General features: G+C 31.0%; 21 protein-coding genes and 1 pseudogene. 14 read left to right on the forward strand and 8 right to left on the reverse strand.

The annotated features are described in order from the left end of the window. Window positions 1–25: 25 nt before the first annotated feature. Both BTM19_RS06970 and BTM19_RS06975 read right to left on the reverse strand, forming a co-directional pair. Entirely contained in the window at window positions 26–688 is a 663-nt protein-coding gene (locus BTM19_RS06970) for a deoxynucleoside kinase (protein WP_029377863.1), read from the reverse strand. Further along, a complete protein-coding gene (locus BTM19_RS06975) occupies window positions 681–1,298 on the reverse strand; it encodes a deoxynucleoside kinase (protein ID WP_038679668.1) in 618 nt (205 codons plus the stop codon). Before BTM19_RS06975 ends, BTM19_RS06970 begins: the two co-directional genes overlap by 8 nt. Window positions 1,299–1,362: 64 nt before the next feature. On the opposite strand from BTM19_RS06975, the gene tadA reads away from it, so the two are divergent. The 3 genes from tadA (at window position 1,363) to BTM19_RS06990 (ending at window position 3,412) form a co-directional block, all read left to right on the forward strand. Next, window positions 1,363–1,854, forward strand: coding sequence for a tRNA adenosine(34) deaminase TadA (gene tadA / locus BTM19_RS06980; protein WP_029377861.1), 492 nt, complete (start codon window positions 1,363–1,365; stop codon window positions 1,852–1,854). A gap of 100 nt (window positions 1,855–1,954) precedes the next feature. After that, window positions 1,955–2,827, forward strand: a complete 873-nt coding sequence (locus BTM19_RS06985) for a Cof-type HAD-IIB family hydrolase (protein ID WP_029377860.1) — start codon at window positions 1,955–1,957, stop codon at window positions 2,825–2,827. A gap of 18 nt (window positions 2,828–2,845) precedes the next feature. Further along, window positions 2,846–3,412, forward strand: coding sequence for an NADPH-dependent FMN reductase (locus tag BTM19_RS06990; RefSeq protein WP_029377859.1), 567 nt, complete (start codon window positions 2,846–2,848; stop codon window positions 3,410–3,412). A gap of 158 nt (window positions 3,413–3,570) precedes the next feature. Here BTM19_RS06990 and BTM19_RS06995 read toward each other — a convergent pair whose 3' ends face one another. The 5 genes from BTM19_RS06995 to BTM19_RS07015 all read right to left on the reverse strand — a co-directional run bounded on the left by BTM19_RS06995 (window position 3,571) and on the right by BTM19_RS07015 (window position 6,995). After that, window positions 3,571–3,909, reverse strand: coding sequence for a transcriptional regulator, SarA/Rot family (locus tag BTM19_RS06995; protein WP_029377858.1), 339 nt, complete (start codon window positions 3,907–3,909; stop codon window positions 3,571–3,573). Window positions 3,910–4,016: 107 nt separating this feature from the next. Continuing rightward, entirely contained in the window at window positions 4,017–4,763 is a 747-nt protein-coding gene (locus tag BTM19_RS07000; protein WP_029377857.1) for a hypothetical protein, read from the reverse strand. A gap of 301 nt (window positions 4,764–5,064) precedes the next feature. After that, complete coding sequence (gene folE2, locus BTM19_RS07005) at window positions 5,065–5,943, reverse strand: GTP cyclohydrolase FolE2 (RefSeq protein ID WP_029377856.1); 879 nt, start codon at window positions 5,941–5,943, stop codon at window positions 5,065–5,067. A 14-nt stretch (window positions 5,944–5,957) separates the two neighbouring features. Further along, window positions 5,958–6,623 (reverse strand): bacillithiol biosynthesis deacetylase BshB2, encoded by a 666-nt coding sequence (gene bshB2, locus BTM19_RS07010; RefSeq protein ID WP_029377855.1) that lies wholly within the window; start codon window positions 6,621–6,623, stop codon window positions 5,958–5,960. Window positions 6,624–6,635: 12 nt separating this feature from the next. Continuing rightward, window positions 6,636–6,995, reverse strand: a complete 360-nt coding sequence (locus BTM19_RS07015) for a YojF family protein (protein ID WP_029377854.1) — start codon at window positions 6,993–6,995, stop codon at window positions 6,636–6,638. Between the two features lie 365 nt (window positions 6,996–7,360). Here BTM19_RS07015 and nagB point away from each other — a divergent pair, with 365 nt between their 5' ends. The 11 genes and pseudogenes from nagB to BTM19_RS07070 all read left to right on the forward strand — a co-directional run. Next, on the forward strand, window positions 7,361–8,089 hold the full coding sequence (nagB, locus tag BTM19_RS07020) for a glucosamine-6-phosphate deaminase (protein WP_038678049.1): 729 nt from the start codon (window positions 7,361–7,363) through the stop codon (window positions 8,087–8,089). Between the two features lie 113 nt (window positions 8,090–8,202). Further along, a complete protein-coding gene (gene hxlA, locus BTM19_RS07025) occupies window positions 8,203–8,835 on the forward strand; it encodes a 3-hexulose-6-phosphate synthase (protein ID WP_029377852.1) in 633 nt (210 codons plus the stop codon). 1 nt (window position 8,836) lies between these two features. Further along, window positions 8,837–9,385 carry a 6-phospho-3-hexuloisomerase gene (gene hxlB, locus BTM19_RS07030; protein ID WP_029377851.1) on the forward strand — a complete coding sequence of 183 codons (549 nt, stop codon included), beginning with the start codon at window positions 8,837–8,839 and terminating at the stop codon, window positions 9,383–9,385. Between the two features lie 427 nt (window positions 9,386–9,812). Further along, window positions 9,813–11,393, forward strand: coding sequence for a DcuS/MalK family sensor histidine kinase (gene dcuS, locus BTM19_RS07035; protein WP_038678051.1), 1,581 nt, complete (start codon window positions 9,813–9,815; stop codon window positions 11,391–11,393). A gap of 14 nt (window positions 11,394–11,407) precedes the next feature. Then, window positions 11,408–12,127 carry a response regulator gene (locus tag BTM19_RS07040; protein ID WP_038678053.1) on the forward strand — a complete coding sequence of 240 codons (720 nt, stop codon included), beginning with the start codon at window positions 11,408–11,410 and terminating at the stop codon, window positions 12,125–12,127. 154 nt (window positions 12,128–12,281) lie between these two features. Further along, window positions 12,282–12,650 (forward strand): YbaN family protein, encoded by a 369-nt coding sequence (locus tag BTM19_RS07045; RefSeq protein ID WP_037557088.1) that lies wholly within the window; start codon window positions 12,282–12,284, stop codon window positions 12,648–12,650. Window positions 12,651–12,757: 107 nt separating this feature from the next. After that, entirely contained in the window at window positions 12,758–12,922 is a 165-nt protein-coding gene (locus BTM19_RS13065) for a hypothetical protein (protein WP_167330430.1), read from the forward strand. Between the two features lie 637 nt (window positions 12,923–13,559). After that, window positions 13,560–14,156, forward strand: a complete 597-nt coding sequence (locus tag BTM19_RS07055; protein ID WP_038678055.1) for an NDxxF motif lipoprotein — start codon at window positions 13,560–13,562, stop codon at window positions 14,154–14,156. Window positions 14,157–14,742: 586 nt separating this feature from the next. Next, on the forward strand, window positions 14,743–15,969 hold the full coding sequence (locus tag BTM19_RS07060; RefSeq protein ID WP_038678057.1) for a hypothetical protein: 1,227 nt from the start codon (window positions 14,743–14,745) through the stop codon (window positions 15,967–15,969). Between the two features lie 90 nt (window positions 15,970–16,059). Further along, window positions 16,060–16,353: an antibiotic biosynthesis monooxygenase family protein gene (locus tag BTM19_RS07065; RefSeq protein ID WP_038678059.1), complete on the forward strand. Its 294-nt coding sequence runs from the start codon at window positions 16,060–16,062 to the stop codon at window positions 16,351–16,353. Continuing rightward, window positions 16,349–16,483: pseudogene (locus BTM19_RS07070) on the forward strand (Lrp/AsnC ligand binding domain-containing protein); the annotation flags it as partial. The gene BTM19_RS07065 and the pseudogene BTM19_RS07070, both read left to right, overlap by 5 nt. A 46-nt stretch (window positions 16,484–16,529) precedes the next feature. On the opposite strand, the gene BTM19_RS07075 reads toward BTM19_RS07070, so the two are convergent. Beyond that, the gene (locus tag BTM19_RS07075) at window positions 16,530–17,438 is read right to left on the reverse strand and encodes a PhzF family phenazine biosynthesis isomerase (protein WP_029377841.1); all 909 of its coding nucleotides are present in this window, start codon (window positions 17,436–17,438) and stop codon (window positions 16,530–16,532) included. Between the last annotated feature and the right edge of the window lie 199 nt (window positions 17,439–17,637).

Below are 17,637 nucleotides of genomic sequence, written 5' to 3' on the forward strand. Positions count from 1 at the left end.
GTGACTTTTTATGCAAAGTTAGAGTCTAGCGTTGATCAACTTTACGGTATGTGTCAATGACATGACGTATTTTATCGATAACTGGATTTAATGATTCGGGATCCTCGTGTAAGTCGTATTCATTAATGTTTACACGAACAACAGGGCACGCGTTAAATTCAGAAATCCAATCTTCATAGCGTTGGAATAATTTTTGCCAATATGCTACATCTGTTTCAATTTCCATTTGACGACCTCGCTGTTTAATTCGTTGAATCACATCTTCATAGTCACATTCTAAATAAATTAAGACGTCTGGTTTAGGGAAGTAAGGTGTCATTACCATAGCGTTGAAAAGCTCAGAATAAGTTTGGAAGTCTTCAAGACTCATCGTTCCTTGTTCTTCATGCATTTTGGCAAAAATATCAACATCTTCATAAATAGAACGGTCTTGAATAAAACCGCCTCCGTATTCAAACATACGTTTTTGTTCTTTAAAGCGCTCTGCTAAGAAATAAATTTGTAAATGGAAGCTCCAACGTTCAAAGTCATTATAAAATTTATCGAGGTATGGATTATTATCGACGTTTTCAAATGAAGTTTTAAAGTTAAAGCGTTCTGCTAAAGCCTTTGTTAATGTTGATTTACCAACGCCTACTGTACCAGCGATAGTAATTACAGCATCTTGTGGAATACCATATTTATTCATGCTCATGTCCTCCAATAAGTGGTTTCACTAATTCTAAAATATAATTATAATCTTCATCATATTTAACAAAGTCAAGTTGAGTAGTATCGATTCGTATAACACGTGCACCCTCTGATTTAAGAGACTCATAATATGCATTATAGTCACGCTTTAGATTTAATAAATAATCATCTGCAATTTGATGTTCAAAGCTACGATTACGATGTGCAATACGTGTTTTTAGCATTGCTAAATCAGCATCTAAAAAGATGATGATATTTGGCATTTCTAAATCTTCGGTTAAAATATCGTAGATTCTTGAGAATTTATCATATTCTGATGTGGTTAAGGTATTATTTGCAAATATCTTATTTTTATATATGTGATAATCGCTAACAATTCCATTATCAATTAAAGCAAGATCTTGAAATTGCTTATATCGATTACATAAGAAGAACATTTCTGTTTGGAAACTCCACTTTGAAATGTCGTCATAGAAATCTGATAAAAAAGGATTTTCTGTAATAATTTCTTTTTCTTCGTAATATTTATAAGTTTGACTGAGTTTATGTGCTAAAGAAGACTTTCCGACTCCAATCGGACCTTCAATTGCGATAAATTGTTTTTTCATATTTTCCGCTCCAATGTTAAAATAGACATTAAATATTGTACCATATGTGAGGTGTGTGAGACACATGACAAATCACCAATTTTATATGAAAATGGCGATTGAAGAAGCAAAAAAAGCTAGCGATATAGGTGAAGTACCTATTGGTGCTGTGATTGTTAAAAATGATGAAATTATAGCAAGAGCCCACAATTTAAGAGAATCAAAAAAAGATCCAACCGCACATGCAGAATATCTTGCTATTCAAAAAGCATCAAAGTTCTTAAATAGCTGGCGATTGGAAGAGTGCCAACTCTATGTGACCTTAGAACCTTGTGTTATGTGTGCTGGCGCAATTGTAATGAGCCGTATTCCGCATGTGATATATGGTGCGAAAGATCCGAAAGGTGGATGTGCGGGGAGTCTGATGGACCTCTTACAAGAACCTAGATTTAATCACCGTGCACAAGTAGAAATAGGTGTAATGGAAGAAGCATGTAGTCAATTATTGACTGAATTTTTTAGGAATATTAGAAAAAAGAAAAAAATCATACAAACAGCCGATAATACAAATAACTAAACTTTTGGTAGAATAAGAATATGTTACAAAATTATGGCAAATGAGAATGAGATGTAATTAAATTTGTGTAATCGATCTAAGAAGGGAACGAGGTAAACGAATGATAAACTTAATTGCTACAGATATGGATGGTACGTTACTTAATGCCGCACATGAAATATCCGAGGAAAATATTAAAGCCATTAAATACGCGCAGTCACAAGGTATCACTGTTGTTATAGCAACAGGCCGTGCTTTTTATGAGGCGAATGCGCCTGTGAATCAAACAGATTTAAAAATGCCGTATATTTGCTTGAATGGTGCAGAAGTGAGAGATGAAACATTTAACATCATGAGCACTTCTAATTTGAACCGCGAATTAATCAATAGAATTACCTATGAACTCAAGAAAGAAGATATCTATTACCAAGTGTATACAAACTTAGGTATCTATACAGAAAATCCCCAACGTGACTTAGAAATTTATATAGATATTGCTGAACGTGCAGGACAGAGTGCGGATGTAGATAAGATTAAAGCCGGTATTCAAAAGCGTATTGATAACGGCACTTTAAAAGTGGTAGACAATTATGACAAAATTGAAGATACGCCAGGTGAAATTGTAATGAAAATTTTGGCGTTTGATAGTGATTTGTCAAAAATTGACCGCGTCAGTGAAAAGTTAGCTCAATCAGAAAGTCTTGCAATATCATCATCATCTAGGGGTAATATTGAAATTACTCATTCAGATGCGCAAAAAGGTATAGCTTTAGAAACAATTGCTGAACGACTGAATATTGACATGAAAAATGTTATGGCAATCGGTGATAACATGAATGACATTTCAATGCTTGAACGTGTCGGTTATTCTGTAGCCATGGATAATGCTGCGCCAGAAGTAAAAGTAGTAGCAGCATACGAAACAGATTCTAATGAAGAAAGTGGCGTCGGTAAGGCGATTATGAAACTACTTAAAGAAAATAACGAAAAATAGTATGAGGTGAAGTAATAAATGAAAGGTTTAATTATAGTAGGTAGCGCGAAATTAGGTTCGCATACTACAGCATTATCAAAATATTTAAAAGGCCATTTTGAAGAGCATGACTTTGAAGTTGATATCTTCGATTTAGCAGAACACCCAATCCATCAACTTGATGTATCTGGTGCTTCACAACCAAGTGAAGATTATAAAAATAATTTAAATGTGTTAAAAGAAAAAGCGAGAGCAGCAGACTTCTTTGTGTTAGGTAGTCCGAATTACCACGGTTCATATTCTGGTATTTTAAAAAATGCATTAGATCATTTAACGATGGATGATTTTAAAATGAAACCAGTTGGCTTGATTGGTAATAGTGGTGGTATTGTAAGTTCTGAACCATTATCACATTTACGACTAATCGTTAGAACGTTATTAGGTATTGCAGTACCAACACAAATCGCTACTCATGATACAGATTATAAAAAACTTGAAGACGGCACATTATACTTAGATAATGAAGAGTTCCAATTACGTGCACGTTTATTTGTAGATCAAATAATCTCATTCGTTAAAAATAGTCCTTACGAACATTTAAAATAGGGTGAGAGCGCCATTTCATTTATGAACTAAAATGGGGAATATTAATTAGCTTAAAAAAATAGTTATATAAGGGCAAAGCCCCTATATAATGCAATATAAATAATGGGTTGGAACATATATATGTTCCAGCCCATTATTTATACTATAAACTTGGTTGATTAGCTTTTTCTATTTAATATTGTACCGACGATTAAATGATATTGCTTAATAATAGATTCTATTTTTGGAAAATCTATATCATGTAAGAAGATGCGTCTTTCATCGTGTACATCTCTTGATTTTTTAAATAATCCTAAGTCACTTAAATGATTAATTTGCACCGATATAGGTGTATTTTCAATATTCAGGTGTTTTTTTAGTTCTACAGCATCAATTTTTTCTTTGTTGAGATAATTCAATTTTTCTAAAATGACAATTTCTAAAAATGACAGGTCTAAATTTTTCTTTAGTGCTCTTTTAATCGTATTTCTATTTTCTTCATAATAAATTGTATCCATAATTTGCCTCTCAATTCCTTTTAAACTTTTTTATAAAGATTGGTCTTATTGATTCACTTTCTAGTGCGCACCCATATTGACTATCCCTTTAGTAAGTTTTATATATTTCAAGATTGATAGGGAACATAGCCCTTAACCTTTTCAAATTGTTGTAAATAATTTTGAAACGTACGAAAGTGATATGCTTTCCATACGTTATCTAATGTATCTCCATTCAGTAATGAACAATTAGAAAAATGAATTTTTGCAGCAATTATATATTGTGATAATGTACTACCCACAATCAATGTAAAAGTACGAGATAAAAAACTAGAATTAACAAAAAATACTTCGGCAATTTTCTGACAATTCAACTTATCTTTTATATGGTTATGGATATAAATTGTTACACTTTTAATTAGCTCATATTTATAATTATTTGATTTATAGCCAAGTTGATTGTTATACATGCTAAGTATACGTATCGTTGTTAAAAGTGATAAGAAAGTTTGTTTAGGCACAGGGCACTGTTCCGTCAAAGCTGAAAAAATATTTGTGAATTGTGATTTTAAAATACGGTGTTCTCCATCTTCAAGAAGTGGGTCTATTTCTTTAGATATCGTTTGTTCAGTATCATTTATGTAATGATAATTGTTTATTGATAAACAATGTAAGTCAGCATCGATAGATATAAGCTCTATATATTCATAGTCATGGATATAAAAAATATCACCGGAAATATATTGTTCAAATATGTCATTTTTTAATAATGTGACATTGCCTTTGGAGAGCCAATAAATATTTAAAAAGTGTGGTGTACTTAGATTATAATCGGTGTTTTTTATAAGTTTATGCAGTTTAATTTTATAGTCCATCTTTACGCTTACCCCACACTTATCTAATAAAAATTGATTTAAAGTTACTATCATAATCATTTTAATATGGAAATCGTATATAGAACATTAGCTAAAATTAAATGTTAGTATTTATTGTTTTAAAAACAGAGAAGTTGAGTTAAAGTAAAGGTTAAAATTTTAATCTAACATACCAAAATTTTAATAAAGTACAGTCTACAATACAGGTACATAAAATTTAAGTTTTATATGTAAAATAAAAAAGTGTACAAAATGTCTTTGTTAATCAGACATTTTGTACACTTTTTTTAATTGCTATATGTTATTTTCTGTATTTTAATTTTGCAAAGGCGTCATGTTGATGTATAGACTCTTCATTACGACATTCTATATCGAATCCATCAAGCCATTCAAAACCGACTAAGTCTGCAGCGATTAAACGGATTAAATCTTCTACAAATCTTGGGTTTTCATAAGCGCGTTCTGTAACGCTTTTTTCATCTGGACGTTTAAGGATAGGGTATAATATAGAGCTTGCGTTCGCTTCCATAGCATCAAGAATTTTTCCTTTGTAATCGTCTACTAACTCAACATCTTTATTGATGTAAGCTTTGACAGTCACAATACCACGTTGGTTATGGGCTGAGTATTCGCTGATTTCTTTAGAACAAGGACAGAGAGTGGTTACTGCAGCTTGAATTGTGATTTCCTTACGTGTTATTTCTTTTTTATCTATTGCTAGACCATAAGTAACATCTGCATGCCCCACAGCTTTAATTTGAGTTACTGGGCTGTGTCGATCAAAAAACCACTTTGCTGACACGTCTAGGCCAGCAGCATTTTGGTTCATGCTTTCTTGTAAACTACGTAGCAGTTGATAAAGAGAGTCAAAATCTAATTCGATACCATTATGATAATGTTTTTCCACACTTTCTAAAATACGGCTCATATTGATACCTTTTTCATCTTGATTAAGGCTTGTTGAGAAACTGAAATTTCCAGCAGTTTGGAAACGATCAACAAGTACAGGATATACAAGGTTTTTAATGCCTACTTCTTCTATTTCGAATAAAAAGTCTTTATGCGTGCTTTGCAAGTCTTTCATATTTTCTTTTACAGTTGGTTTAGTGCCTTCAATAGGGTCGACGGATCCGAAATGTTTCCAACGACCTTCTCGAGTAGATAAGTCAAATTCTGTCATGCTATTGCCTCCACTTAAGATTCAAAGTTATAAGTCCAATAAGGTTCTACTTCTAAGAAACTGTGCACTTCTCCAGGGACATCAGGTGTTGCTAATTGTTCTAAAAATGGTCCTGTTTGTGATGCATGTGCTTCAAATGCGCGAAGTTTTACCTCTTTATAATCACTGATCTCATTTAGAATGTCAGGTTCACCTAATTTTTCAGGTGCGTCATTACTAAATGCTACAAGTTGTAAACGTGGTCTTTCAGATTCTGCCATACGACCAACAGTTCTTACGACTGCTTCAGCAGTAGCTTCATGGTCTGGGTGTACAGCGAACTGAGGATAGAACGAAATAATTACAGATGGTTGTAATTCATCAATTAATGATTTAACCATAGCATCCATTTCATCATGGGGTTCAAATTCAACCGTTTTATCTCTTAATCCCATTTTACGTAAATCAGTTATGCCTATTGCTTCCATGGCATTTTCTAATTCTTTTTCTCTAATGTCCGGTAATGTTTCACGTGTTGCAAAAGGTGGGTTACCTAAATTACGACCCATTTGCCCAAGTGTTAAACATGCATAAGTGACCGGAACGCCATTGTCGATATAACGTGCGAGTGTGCCTGCAGACGAGAATGATTCATCATCTGGATGTGGAAAAATTACTAATACTTGGCTTTCCTCTGACATAATATGCCCTCCTTAAGCTTTAAATGGTTGAGTACTTATTTCTAACGCAGCAGCTAATTGACCTTCATAGTTAAAACCTGCTAATAGAAACTCGCCATTTTCATTTACTTCGTAATGTGTTAACCCTTGAACATAAACCCAACCGTTATCTTTTAATTTGAGTCCAACGCGGAAAGGGTCTTTGTTACCACCTTTAAGTTGCGCATGTTCATAAGTCACTTGAATATTTCTTAAAAAGGTTCCTGCATTAAATATACGTTGGTCAAAGTGTGCGGCGTAAGCACCATTTGTTGTTTCAACGTGTAAGTATACAGGTTTATGCTCATATGAAGAAAGTAAAGATTGTACTTTTTCATGATTGATTTCTTCCAAAATTTTGCCTCCTTGCTTTCAAAACCCAACATTACAAAATTCATTTGATTTAAATTTAGTACAAATAATGTACTCTAAAATATATCTATAGTCTAGTTTAAACCGACTTTTGCACATTTGCTACCTGAAAAGTGAATTTTATATACCAGAATTGTACTGTAATTTTGATTATCTATCTATTCTACTAAAAACAACAATAGAAATGTATAACTCTGCTCATTTTAATGTAAATAATTTCTATTCTGTAAAAAATGTGGGTTCTAAAATTCAAATTCTGTTAAAACTACTATAAAAACGTATAATGTAAGTTATAACCATTTGTAGTATAAAGTAGTTTGATCATCTTAACAGGAGGGCATTTGTTTATGAAAATAACAAATCTTGGGACGAGAAGTTATGCTTCTTTTTATGTAGCTTGTGAGTTATACAAACAGATGAGTCAACAATGTCATAGTAAATTAGGTTTAGCTACAGGCGGTACCATGGTTGAAGTCTATAAATTTTTAGTCGAGTTATTAAATAAAAACAAGTTAGACGTATCTCAAATAGAAACATTTAATTTAGACGAATATGTAGGACTTGATGCTGCACACGTACAAAGTTATCACACATATATGAATGACGTATTATTCAAACGTTATCCCCACTTTAATCCATCATTAGTTCATATTCCAAATGGAAATGCGGAGAATTTAGATGAAGAAACAAAGCGTTATGAATATTTAATAAACCAACAAGGTCCGGTAGACATTCAAATATTAGGTATCGGCGAAAATGGACACATTGGTTTTAACGAGCCTGGTATAGATGTGAATAGTGCCACACATGTTGTAAATTTAACAGAAAGTACGATTAATGCGAATAGTCGCTATTTTGAAGATGGAGATGAAGTGCCAAGTCAGGCAATTTCTATGGGACTTTCTACAATTTTAAAAGCGCAGAGAATCATTTTACTAGCATTTGGAGAGAAGAAAAGAGCGGCTATTGAGAAATTAGCTGAAAATGAAGTGAATAGTGATGTGCCAGCTACAATATTACATGCACATCCTAATGTAGAAATTTATGTTGATGATGAGGCAGCACCTAGATTATAGTGATTGAGTTTTAATTATATGGAAACGGGTAAATATTTTAAGCGTAAGATTTTTAAAGCGTAAGCTAAGCCCAATGAGGCTTTGATAATCTAATTCAAGAAGGGATGATCATTTTGGAATTACAACTAGCAATTGATTTATTAAACAAAGAGGAAGCGGCAGAGCTTGCAAATAAAGTTAAAGACTATGTAGATATTGTAGAAATTGGTACACCGATTGTGATAAATGAAGGGTTACCAGCGGTACAACATTTAAATGATAATATTGAAGGCGTTAAAGTTTTAGCTGACCTTAAAATTATGGACGCAGCAGATTATGAAGTGAGCCAAGCAGTGAAGTTTGGTGCAGACGTAGTAACTATTTTAGGTGTTGCTGAAGATGCTTCTATCAAGGCTGCAGTAGAAGAAGCACATAAACATGGTAAAGAATTATTAGTCGATATGATAGCAGTACAAGATTTACAAAAACGTGCGAAAGAATTAGATGAATTAGGTGCGGATTATATTGCAGTTCACACTGGTTATGATTTACAGGCTGAAGGCGAATCACCATTAGAAAGTTTGCGCCAAGTGAAATCAGTAATTAAAAGTTCTAAAGTTGCGGTAATCGGTGGTATTAAACCCGATACAATTAAAGAAGTGGTAGCAGAAGACCCAGATTTAGTTGTAGTTGGTGGCGGTATCGCTAATGCAGATGATCCAGTAGAAGCTGCAAAACAATGTAAAGATGCGATTGAAGGCAGATAATATGACTGAAATTACAAACTATCGTCTAATCTTAGACGAACTAGACCATACCCTTTCACATGTGAAAGATAATGAAGCTGAAGTTTTTTTAGCACAGGTCGTTAAAGCGAAACAAGTTTTTGTTGCTGGAAAGGGTCGTTCTGGCTTTGTGGCAAATAGTTTTGCTATGCGTTTAAACCAACTAGGTAAATATGCATATGTTGTAGGAGAGTCAACGACGCCTTCCATTACTTCAGAAGATTTATTTGTAATTATTTCTGGATCAGGAAAAACTGAGCATTTGAAACTTTTAGCTGATAAAGCTAAAAGCGTTGGCGCTGAAGTAGTTTTAATGACGACAAGTCCAAATTCACCCATCGGTCAATTAACTAATGCAATCATTGAGTTACCAGCGGGGACTAAATACGATGCAGAAGGTTCGGCTCAACCCTTGGGCAGTTTATTCGAACAAGCATCACAAATATTTTTAGACAGCATCGTTTTAGATCTAATGCCAGAGCTGAATATAGATGAAGAAACTATGCAACAAAACCACGCAAATTTAGAATAACAAAGATGTTCAAGCGGTTAGGCACATAAATCACTAACATCTTTTAACTGTCGACAAGGTCTCCGACTTTGTTGACAGTTTTTTTTGCGTAATTTCGTGAGCGAACTTTAGACTATATACCACAGCTATTGATATTCTCGTGAACATATACTGCCTTATTAATTTATATCTTGTTTATATGCAGATATAAGATATAGCTTAAATTGGAAGTTTTTTATATTTATTATGTTGTTAAAATTTATATTATAAATATATAATGGGTTTATTAGTGTTTGCCAACTATTAAAGTAAGGGCTTTCAAAAAATAAGCTTATAATTTAATATGAATTAAATAGATAAAAATAAATGAATTTAGCTAACTAGGAATAATAATATAAAGCTAGGATATATTGATGTTTTAGCATCTAATGAGATGAAGGTGAGATGTTTGAAGAAACGACAATGGAAATTAAGTACAATAATTATTATTTTTGTGTGTATTGTTGTGCTAATTTCTTTAGTTATTACTAGTATTTTGATAGGTAATACAGTTAAAAACTCTATTCATAAAACTGCTGAAGAGAAGGCTGAAGCTGTGTCTAGAACAACAGCGCAATCGAATATAGTCAAAAGAGGTTTGAAAAATAAAAGTAAGGAGCAACAAATACAGCGTTATACTTCAGAAATTAAATCAGCTACAGATGTCAGCTTTATTGTTGTCATGGATATGAATAGTATAAGAAAATCGCATCCCAATTCTGATTTGATAGGTAAAAAGTTTCAAGGCGGAGATGAATCCCCAGCTTTAAAAGGTAAAGAAATCATAACTGAGTCTAAAGGAACTTTAGGCAAATCATTAAGATCATTCACCCCAATTTATGACAATGGTAAACAGATTGGTTTAGTCGCAGTTGGCATCCCAATTGAAACTGTAAATGAAGCATTTGCATCAGGAATGAGAGATATTTTTATTGGTCTGATTATAGGTATGTTTTTCGGTATAATTGGTGCTTATTTATTGGCAAGATATATTAAAAAAATACTACATGGTTTAGAACCTGCAATTATTGCGAAACGGTTAGAAGAAAGAAATACGATGTTGCAGTCAGTGCATGAAGGTATCGTTGCAGTAGATAAAGAAGGTAAAATTAATTTAATAAATAAATCAGCTACACAAATATTTAAAAAAGCAGGTTTAGCAGAAAATCCGATAGGTCTAAAAATAAATGAATATTTGGATTCAACTCAATTGCATAACGTAGTAGAGCTTGGCCGACCTGAAGTTGATGAAGAACAAAATATTAACGGTGTAAAAATACTGGTAAATAGAGTACCATTATATGTTAATAATCAAATCGTTGGAGCAATTTCAACTTTTAGAGATAAGACAGAGATGAGTAGATTATCTGAGCAGTTAGTAGGAGTAAAAACATATGCTGAAACATTACGAGCGCAATCTCATGAATTTAGTAATAGGTTACATGTTATTATGGGCATGTTACAAATGGAAAATTATGAGGAAGTAAAACAATATATTCGAGAAATTGTGAGTTTTAGTGTTCAAGAAAATGTTAATATAGCTACACAAATTAAAGATGCAGCATTGGCAGGATTTCTAATTGGGAAACTGAGTTTGGCTAGAGAGAAAAATATTGAATTAACGATTCATATAAATGAAATAGTGCCGGAACCGCATGATAATCAATTAACACATGAAATAATTACTGTGATTGGTAATTTAATTGATAATAGTATAGATGCTTTAGCAAATCAGAATAGCAAAATAATCAAAGTTAAATTAAATTATACTCAACAAAAGTTAAAAATTGATATTACAGATTCCGGGGAAGGCCTATCATCGCATATGCAACAAAAAATATTTGAAAAGGGTTATTCTACAAAAGGCGACAATAGGGGATATGGACTGTATTTAATAAATGAAAGTGTTAAGAAGTTAAACGGCTCAATTAACATCGATAACGATTCGGATGGATATACTAAATTTATAGTTGAAATACCATACGATTGAAAGAAGGGGTAAAGATGATTGATGTATTAATTGTTGAAGATGATCCGATGGTCGCTCAATTAAACAAGCAATTTTTAGAGAAAATAGAAGGATTTAATATAAATGATATCGCACATAACATTAAAGATGCTACAGTAATACTTCAATGTAAGAAGGTTGATCTAGTGTTATTAGATGTCTATTTACCAGATGAAAGTGGACTAACGTTGCTAAATTATATACGTCAGCATCAGTTGAAAACAGATGCAATCCTAATTACTGCAGCTTCAGATATAGAAAAGGTGCAAGCTGCACTACACTATGGAGTGGTTGATTACTTAATTAAGCCTTTTGAATTTGAAAGATTTGAACAAGCGTTGGTTAAATATAAGAATAAATTTCAAATATTTAATCAATGTAAAGTAGTAGATCAAACCGCGTTAGATGAAGCGCTGCTTAATAAGAGCAATGCTAATAATGAAACTAAAGCGACACTCCCTAAAGGTTTAACGCAAAGTACATTGCATGCGATAATTAATAATGTGAATCAATCAGAAAAGAATGAGTTTTCTACTGCAGAAATTGCAGAAGTGGCTCATATATCTAGAGTTTCTGTGCGTAAATATTTAAAGTTTCTAGTAGAAATAGATATCCTCGAAGAATCACTCACTTATGGTATAGGGAGACCAGTTTATTTATATAAGTTTAAAAAGAAAAACATCAATTTTCTACAACGATATATATCAATTAATTAGAAATTAAGTAACACTGTCTCAAGTATATCTTTGTAGTGTCTATAACCTAAGATTTAATATCTACTGCTCAACTTGGACTATGATTAAAGTCTAAAGTTCAAAAAGACATATAATTAGTTTATAATTGGAATTAATTAACTTTAGGAGTGTTCTTTTGAAATACTTTTTAATTACTATGGGTGTATTATTTACAGTTATTGGTTTTGTAGGTGTTGTATTACCGCTATTACCTACGACTCCATTTTTGTTAGTTGCTGTTATTTGTTTTTCGAAGAGTTCGGAAAGATTTGAAACCTGGTTAGTGAATACTAAAGTTTATATAACTTATGTAGAAAGTTTTAAAAACAACAAAGGCTATACTTTGAAAAATAAATTTAAGTTATTGATTAGTGTTTATATTGTCGTAGGATTTTCGATTTTTATGATAGACCATTCATTAATAAGAGTAGGTTTGGTAATAATGGTGACAATCCAGACTATTGTGCTGTTTACAGTTGTTAAAACATTACCTAAGAATTTTTAAATTCAATAAGCATATTACATATGATAGTTTAAGAATAAAGGTATAGGACTGATATGCTTAAAAACGAGTTTTTTTGAGCGTTATCCTTTATAAAAGGAGGGCTGAAAATGAAATTTATCAGTATTATTTTGGGTATTTTAGTGATACTGTCATGGTTGTTTGTACTTAAAGAGTACAAGCAAGGAAATGAGAAAACAGAAAAAGGTAAGACAGTCATCCTAATTGCTTGTGCTTTGACTTTTGTAATGACATTAATGAATTTCTTTGACTAGTTAGAGACTTGGACATAATGCTAATTGGTTTTAAAAGTTTAGAGTTAAAATTTATAAATTCTAGTAATTATATTACATAATATAAATAGAAAAGCTCTCCGAAATCTGTACGTTAGGTTTCGGGGAGCTTTTTAGCAAGAAATTTAGTTTATTCTTTTAAATATAGTTGAGGCAATAGTACTAAAAATTGTAATACAAAGTAATACACATAAAAGTATGAAACTACTGCCAGCGACATTAAAACCCATTTCAAAAGTAGTACTACTCTTATGCATATAAAAATTTATAATAATAGTAATTATCACGCCAATAAAGGAAAGTATGCTTATAATATCCATCATTAATTTAGCATAAGGGTACTTGATATTTTTAGTAATCATATCTTCACTGCTTTCTTCGAATTTGATTTATGGAAAATACTAGTTGTTTATATTTAAAGTAAAGTGACAAATAAGAGATAGAAAAAACTCTTCATTTATCATTATAGGATTAGCAATTCATTTTTTCTTGAATTTTAAATTTTAAACCTAATTATAAAATAAATAATATTTTGTGATAAACACTATATACATAATAACATAGTTTATTAATATGTTATAATCGCAACAAATATATTTTAGGAAAAGGGGGTTTGATAATGAAAGCTATAAAATACTCGTCACTAATTGTGTTAACATTACTATTAACAGCTTGCAATAATGCTAAGTCAGAATATGAAACCCCTGATAAAGAAGCACAAGCGACAGGGGTATCAACTGAAATATTTTCAAGTCAAAAAGTAGACGAAACTATTAGTGAAGAAGAAATGGATTCAAACATTAAGAAATATTTGGATACGTTTAACACGTTGGAGGAAAATACTTCAAAAATTAGTGAGAGAGATGGGTTAAGTGAGAAGGATCAAGCAAATTTAAATAGATTAACAAAAATGGCTCACAAGAATGATGAAAACTTTAAGCATTTTATAGAATCAAATCAAATACCTGAACAATATGAAAAAGGAAGTTTTGAAGTTAGTGATTATGTAACTTCTGTGAATGAATTAATGAGTAAAATCAATGATAAAGTAAATGAAACGAAAAATGAGTCACATTCAGATAAGTCTAAATTAAAAGCGATAGGAGAAATTGAAGATCTGAATGCTAAATATAAAGATAGAGTTGATGGAAAAAAACAAGAAAAAGTAGAACAATTTCTAAAAAAGCATGATATTAAAACAAAGGCGTTCGATTAAAATAAAAGAGAAATATTTTGGTTAGTAAAGTTAATCCCCTCACTACTGTAATGCATGTAGTGAGGGGATTAACTGTTTAAATAAGTCTATTTAGTTACCGAACTTATTTTCTTTTAAACTATTATAAGTCTGTTGTTTATTCTTGTTTTTTAATTTAATGAATGTTGGATATAGCAAAATTAATAAAACGACTAAAATTTTGGGGGACAAATTGATACACCTCTTTACTAGGTCTAATGAAAAATTTACGTGTAACTGTTGATATATTAAAAAAATAAATTTCCTAATTGGCATTTATAAAAATAAATACTAAATAAGCTTAACATAATGTTTGCTTACATTAAATATTACTTAAAGGTAATAATTTTTAAGTTTTTATAGAAATTGATAAATTTAAAAGCACAAATTATATTGATTAGGTTAATGGTTATTAAGTAATTCTTTTTATTAGAGTAAATGATTTTATTTGAAAATAAATATTTATAATATAATTAATCGTAAAATTTATTGATAAAAATCAAAAAAACTATTTATTATTGTATTGATAAAAGATAAACTTATTATGAAAATAAATTGGAGGTTTATTATGGGGAAGATAAAAGAATTTTTAAACAGATTTAAATGGATTTTGATTGGAGCATTAATTTTGGTAATTATTATCGCTGTTATCGCAACATTGATAGTGAAAAACCATAAAGTAAATGTTGAGGATGATGTGAAAGTTGAATTTAGTGGTTACAATAAATCAGGATCAGCAGAAATCACAGATGACTCCTATGAAAAAGTAATGAACAAGCTTTATGTACGTGCATTAAAACAATCCAACTTCAAAAATAAAGAAGTAATTAAGATGATTGAAGATAATAACACAGAAGAAATTGAAGAAGAAAATTTAAATTATGAAGAACAACAACAAGTTAGACAAGCATCAAAAATAATGGAAAATGTAGATTTTGATATACATAACGATACTGATTTGAAAAACGGGGACAAAGTCAAAGTTAAATTAGAAATCAAAAAAGGTATCTCAAAAGATTATAAATTGAAAGCCAAAGAATTCACAAAAGAATTTAAAGTGAAAGGGCTAGAAGAACCTAAAAATTTAACAGCCAAAGATTTATTTAAAGGTTTAAAACCAAAATTTACTGGTGTGAATGGCGCAGGTTCATTTAATTTAGTAAGTAAAGATGCACCTAAAACATTAAAAGATTTGTCACTTTCTAATTATGAGTTCACAGTACCTGATAATGGAAATTTAAAAAATGGTGAAGAACTTAATCTGAAAATCCCTCAGGATTTAGTAGATGATATAAATAACAGTGGTTCCAACACTTTTAGTGGTAGTAAATCTTATAAAGTGAAAGTTAAAGATTTAAAAGATATTAATAATCTTGATAACATCACGGAGGTTCTAGAAAAAAATAATAAGTTAATTAATAAAGCGTATGAAAGCAGCAAATACACAAAATATAATACTGAAAATATAGGTAATTATTACAAAGTTCAAAATGGAAATTCTGAAGGCAGTATATATTCAGATGAAGAAGAAGATAAACAAAGTGAAAAAGTAACACCTGTTTCAGATATTGAACCTACAAATCTAACGCTTATTACAACAACAAGAATTACTGAAACAGGTGAATTTACTGACTCAGAAGTTAAATATAGCTATGAAGGATATGAAAATTATAAGCTAGAAGACAATAGACTAGTTAAAGACGATACTACTGAAGAACTCTCAATGACAAGCTCAAAAGAAAAATTAGATGAATTGACTAAAAAACTCGACTCAGATAATTATAAAAAAATGTAGTAGTATTTATACGTAATATTTAGAACGTTAAGAATAATGTTATATCTATTTAAAAGTTTTAATAAAAAAAAGCAACTGAGGGGATAATTCATGATATTAGAAGCTGCTATGTTACAAGTTAAGAAAAACATGGAATTTGATTTTGAAAAATCATTTGAGGAAGCATCAGGAATTATTAGCTCTATGGATGGTTATATAAGCCATTCATTGAATAAATGTTTTGAGGAAAGTAATAAATATTTATTGTTAGTAAAATGGGAAAAGCTAGAAGATCATACAAAAGGTTTTCGTAATTCTTCAGAATATAAAGAATGGAAAAATTTATTACACCATTTTTATGACCCATTTCCAATAGTTGAACACTTTGAAGAAATTGAACTATAGGATATCTGGGGAAAGTTGTTTTATTTTTAAAGTAAGATTTAAAAATATGATAGATGTAGAACGTTTTGTCGATAGTATACAAAAGTATGGTCATACTAAAACACATTTTATATTTTCAAAAACAATTTAAAATAAAGCATGTGGCATAAATATATGATCCACATGCTTTTATTAGTTTAAATGTCATCTAAAGCAATGTGAAAGGTTTTGACGTAAACCGCATTTCCAGAAATTTTTATATCATATCCATCAGTATGACTTATAGCTTCAACGTTCACTTTACCATCCTTTTCTATTTCTTGACCTTGTTCGATGATCAGTGTTAAAGGGTTTGTTATCCTTTGCCTTTGTTCTATATATTTAATATAATATGCGCCCATTACACCGGAAGCGGTACCTGTGACTGGGTCTTCTTTAGTACCTGAAAAGGGCGAGGAAAAATGTCTTGCATGCATATCGGTGTTGAAATGATACGTTTCCATGCAGAATGGATGAATTGAAACGTGGGGCATTTCTTTCAATATTGAAGGAAATAGTTCATTATTTGGATTTAATTTTTCACAAACTTCAAGGTTTTTAATCGGGATAAGAAGTGTCCAAACACCCGTGCTTCCATAAACAATAGGCAAATTATCGTCAAAATCGCTTGTTTCTATACCTAAAGCATTAGCTAAATCAGTCATTGAACCAGAGAATGTTTTAAACTGTGGTGAGGATTGTTGCATAGTAATATAAACATCACCATTTGCATTACCAATTTTTATTGGTAACACCCCAGCATTCGTTTCGATTGTAAAGTCTGTTTTGTTTTGTAATAAACCCTTAGCCTTTAATGCGTAAAGTGTTGCAATAGTTGCATGACCGCAAAGGTTCATTTCATGACCTGGCGTAAAAAATCGTATTCTTAAATCAGCTTTATTAGATTTAAGTGGAAAAGCAGTTTCATTGAATCCAACTTTTAAGGCAATTGCTTGCATTTCTTCAACTTTCAAGTCGTCACCACATAATACTATGCCTGCCGGGTTACCCTTATTTGCTTCAGTACTAAAAGCGTCATAGTTATAAACTTGTACAGATTTTGTCATTGAATCACTCCTAATATAAGTAACAACCTCACTCTGTAATGTTGTTGATTAAATCATTTCTTGCTACATCTAATTTATCAAAGTTTATAACTTGGATAATAAATGATTATTAAAATAACTCTACTTGTAATCATTTATAAACCAAAATATTATTCTGTTTACCCGTTATTATTTAATAATGTTAAATATTTTTGGTTTT

The organism is Staphylococcus xylosus, from assembly GCF_002732165.1.
Classification (GTDB): domain Bacteria; phylum Bacillota; class Bacilli; order Staphylococcales; family Staphylococcaceae; genus Staphylococcus; species Staphylococcus xylosus.

Excerpts from the sequence above, each read along its gene's own strand:
- BTM19_RS06970 (WP_029377863.1), bottom strand. The coding sequence starts at position 688 with ATGAATAAATATGGTATTCCACAAGATGCTGTAATTACTATCGCTGGT.
- BTM19_RS06975 (WP_038679668.1), bottom strand. The coding sequence starts at position 1,298 with ATGAAAAAACAATTTATCGCAATTGAAGGTCCGATTGGAGTCGGAAAG.
- tadA (WP_029377861.1), top strand. The coding sequence starts at position 1,363 with ATGACAAATCACCAATTTTATATGAAAATGGCGATTGAAGAAGCAAAA.
- BTM19_RS06985 (WP_029377860.1), top strand. The coding sequence starts at position 1,955 with ATGATAAACTTAATTGCTACAGATATGGATGGTACGTTACTTAATGCC.
- BTM19_RS06990 (WP_029377859.1), top strand. The coding sequence starts at position 2,846 with ATGAAAGGTTTAATTATAGTAGGTAGCGCGAAATTAGGTTCGCATACT.
- BTM19_RS06995 (WP_029377858.1), bottom strand. The coding sequence starts at position 3,909 with ATGGATACAATTTATTATGAAGAAAATAGAAATACGATTAAAAGAGCA.
- BTM19_RS07000 (WP_029377857.1), bottom strand. The coding sequence starts at position 4,763 with ATGGACTATAAAATTAAACTGCATAAACTTATAAAAAACACCGATTAT.
- folE2 (WP_029377856.1), bottom strand. The coding sequence starts at position 5,943 with ATGACAGAATTTGACTTATCTACTCGAGAAGGTCGTTGGAAACATTTC.
- bshB2 (WP_029377855.1), bottom strand. The coding sequence starts at position 6,623 with ATGTCAGAGGAAAGCCAAGTATTAGTAATTTTTCCACATCCAGATGAT.
- nagB (WP_038678049.1), top strand. The coding sequence starts at position 7,361 with ATGAAAATAACAAATCTTGGGACGAGAAGTTATGCTTCTTTTTATGTA.
- hxlB (WP_029377851.1), top strand. The coding sequence starts at position 8,837 with ATGACTGAAATTACAAACTATCGTCTAATCTTAGACGAACTAGACCAT.
- BTM19_RS07040 (WP_038678053.1), top strand. The coding sequence starts at position 11,408 with ATGATTGATGTATTAATTGTTGAAGATGATCCGATGGTCGCTCAATTA.
- BTM19_RS13065 (WP_167330430.1), top strand. The coding sequence starts at position 12,758 with ATGAAATTTATCAGTATTATTTTGGGTATTTTAGTGATACTGTCATGG.
- BTM19_RS07055 (WP_038678055.1), top strand. The coding sequence starts at position 13,560 with ATGAAAGCTATAAAATACTCGTCACTAATTGTGTTAACATTACTATTA.
- BTM19_RS07060 (WP_038678057.1), top strand. The coding sequence starts at position 14,743 with ATGGGGAAGATAAAAGAATTTTTAAACAGATTTAAATGGATTTTGATT.
- BTM19_RS07065 (WP_038678059.1), top strand. The coding sequence starts at position 16,060 with ATGATATTAGAAGCTGCTATGTTACAAGTTAAGAAAAACATGGAATTT.
- BTM19_RS07075 (WP_029377841.1), bottom strand. The coding sequence starts at position 17,438 with ATGACAAAATCTGTACAAGTTTATAACTATGACGCTTTTAGTACTGAA.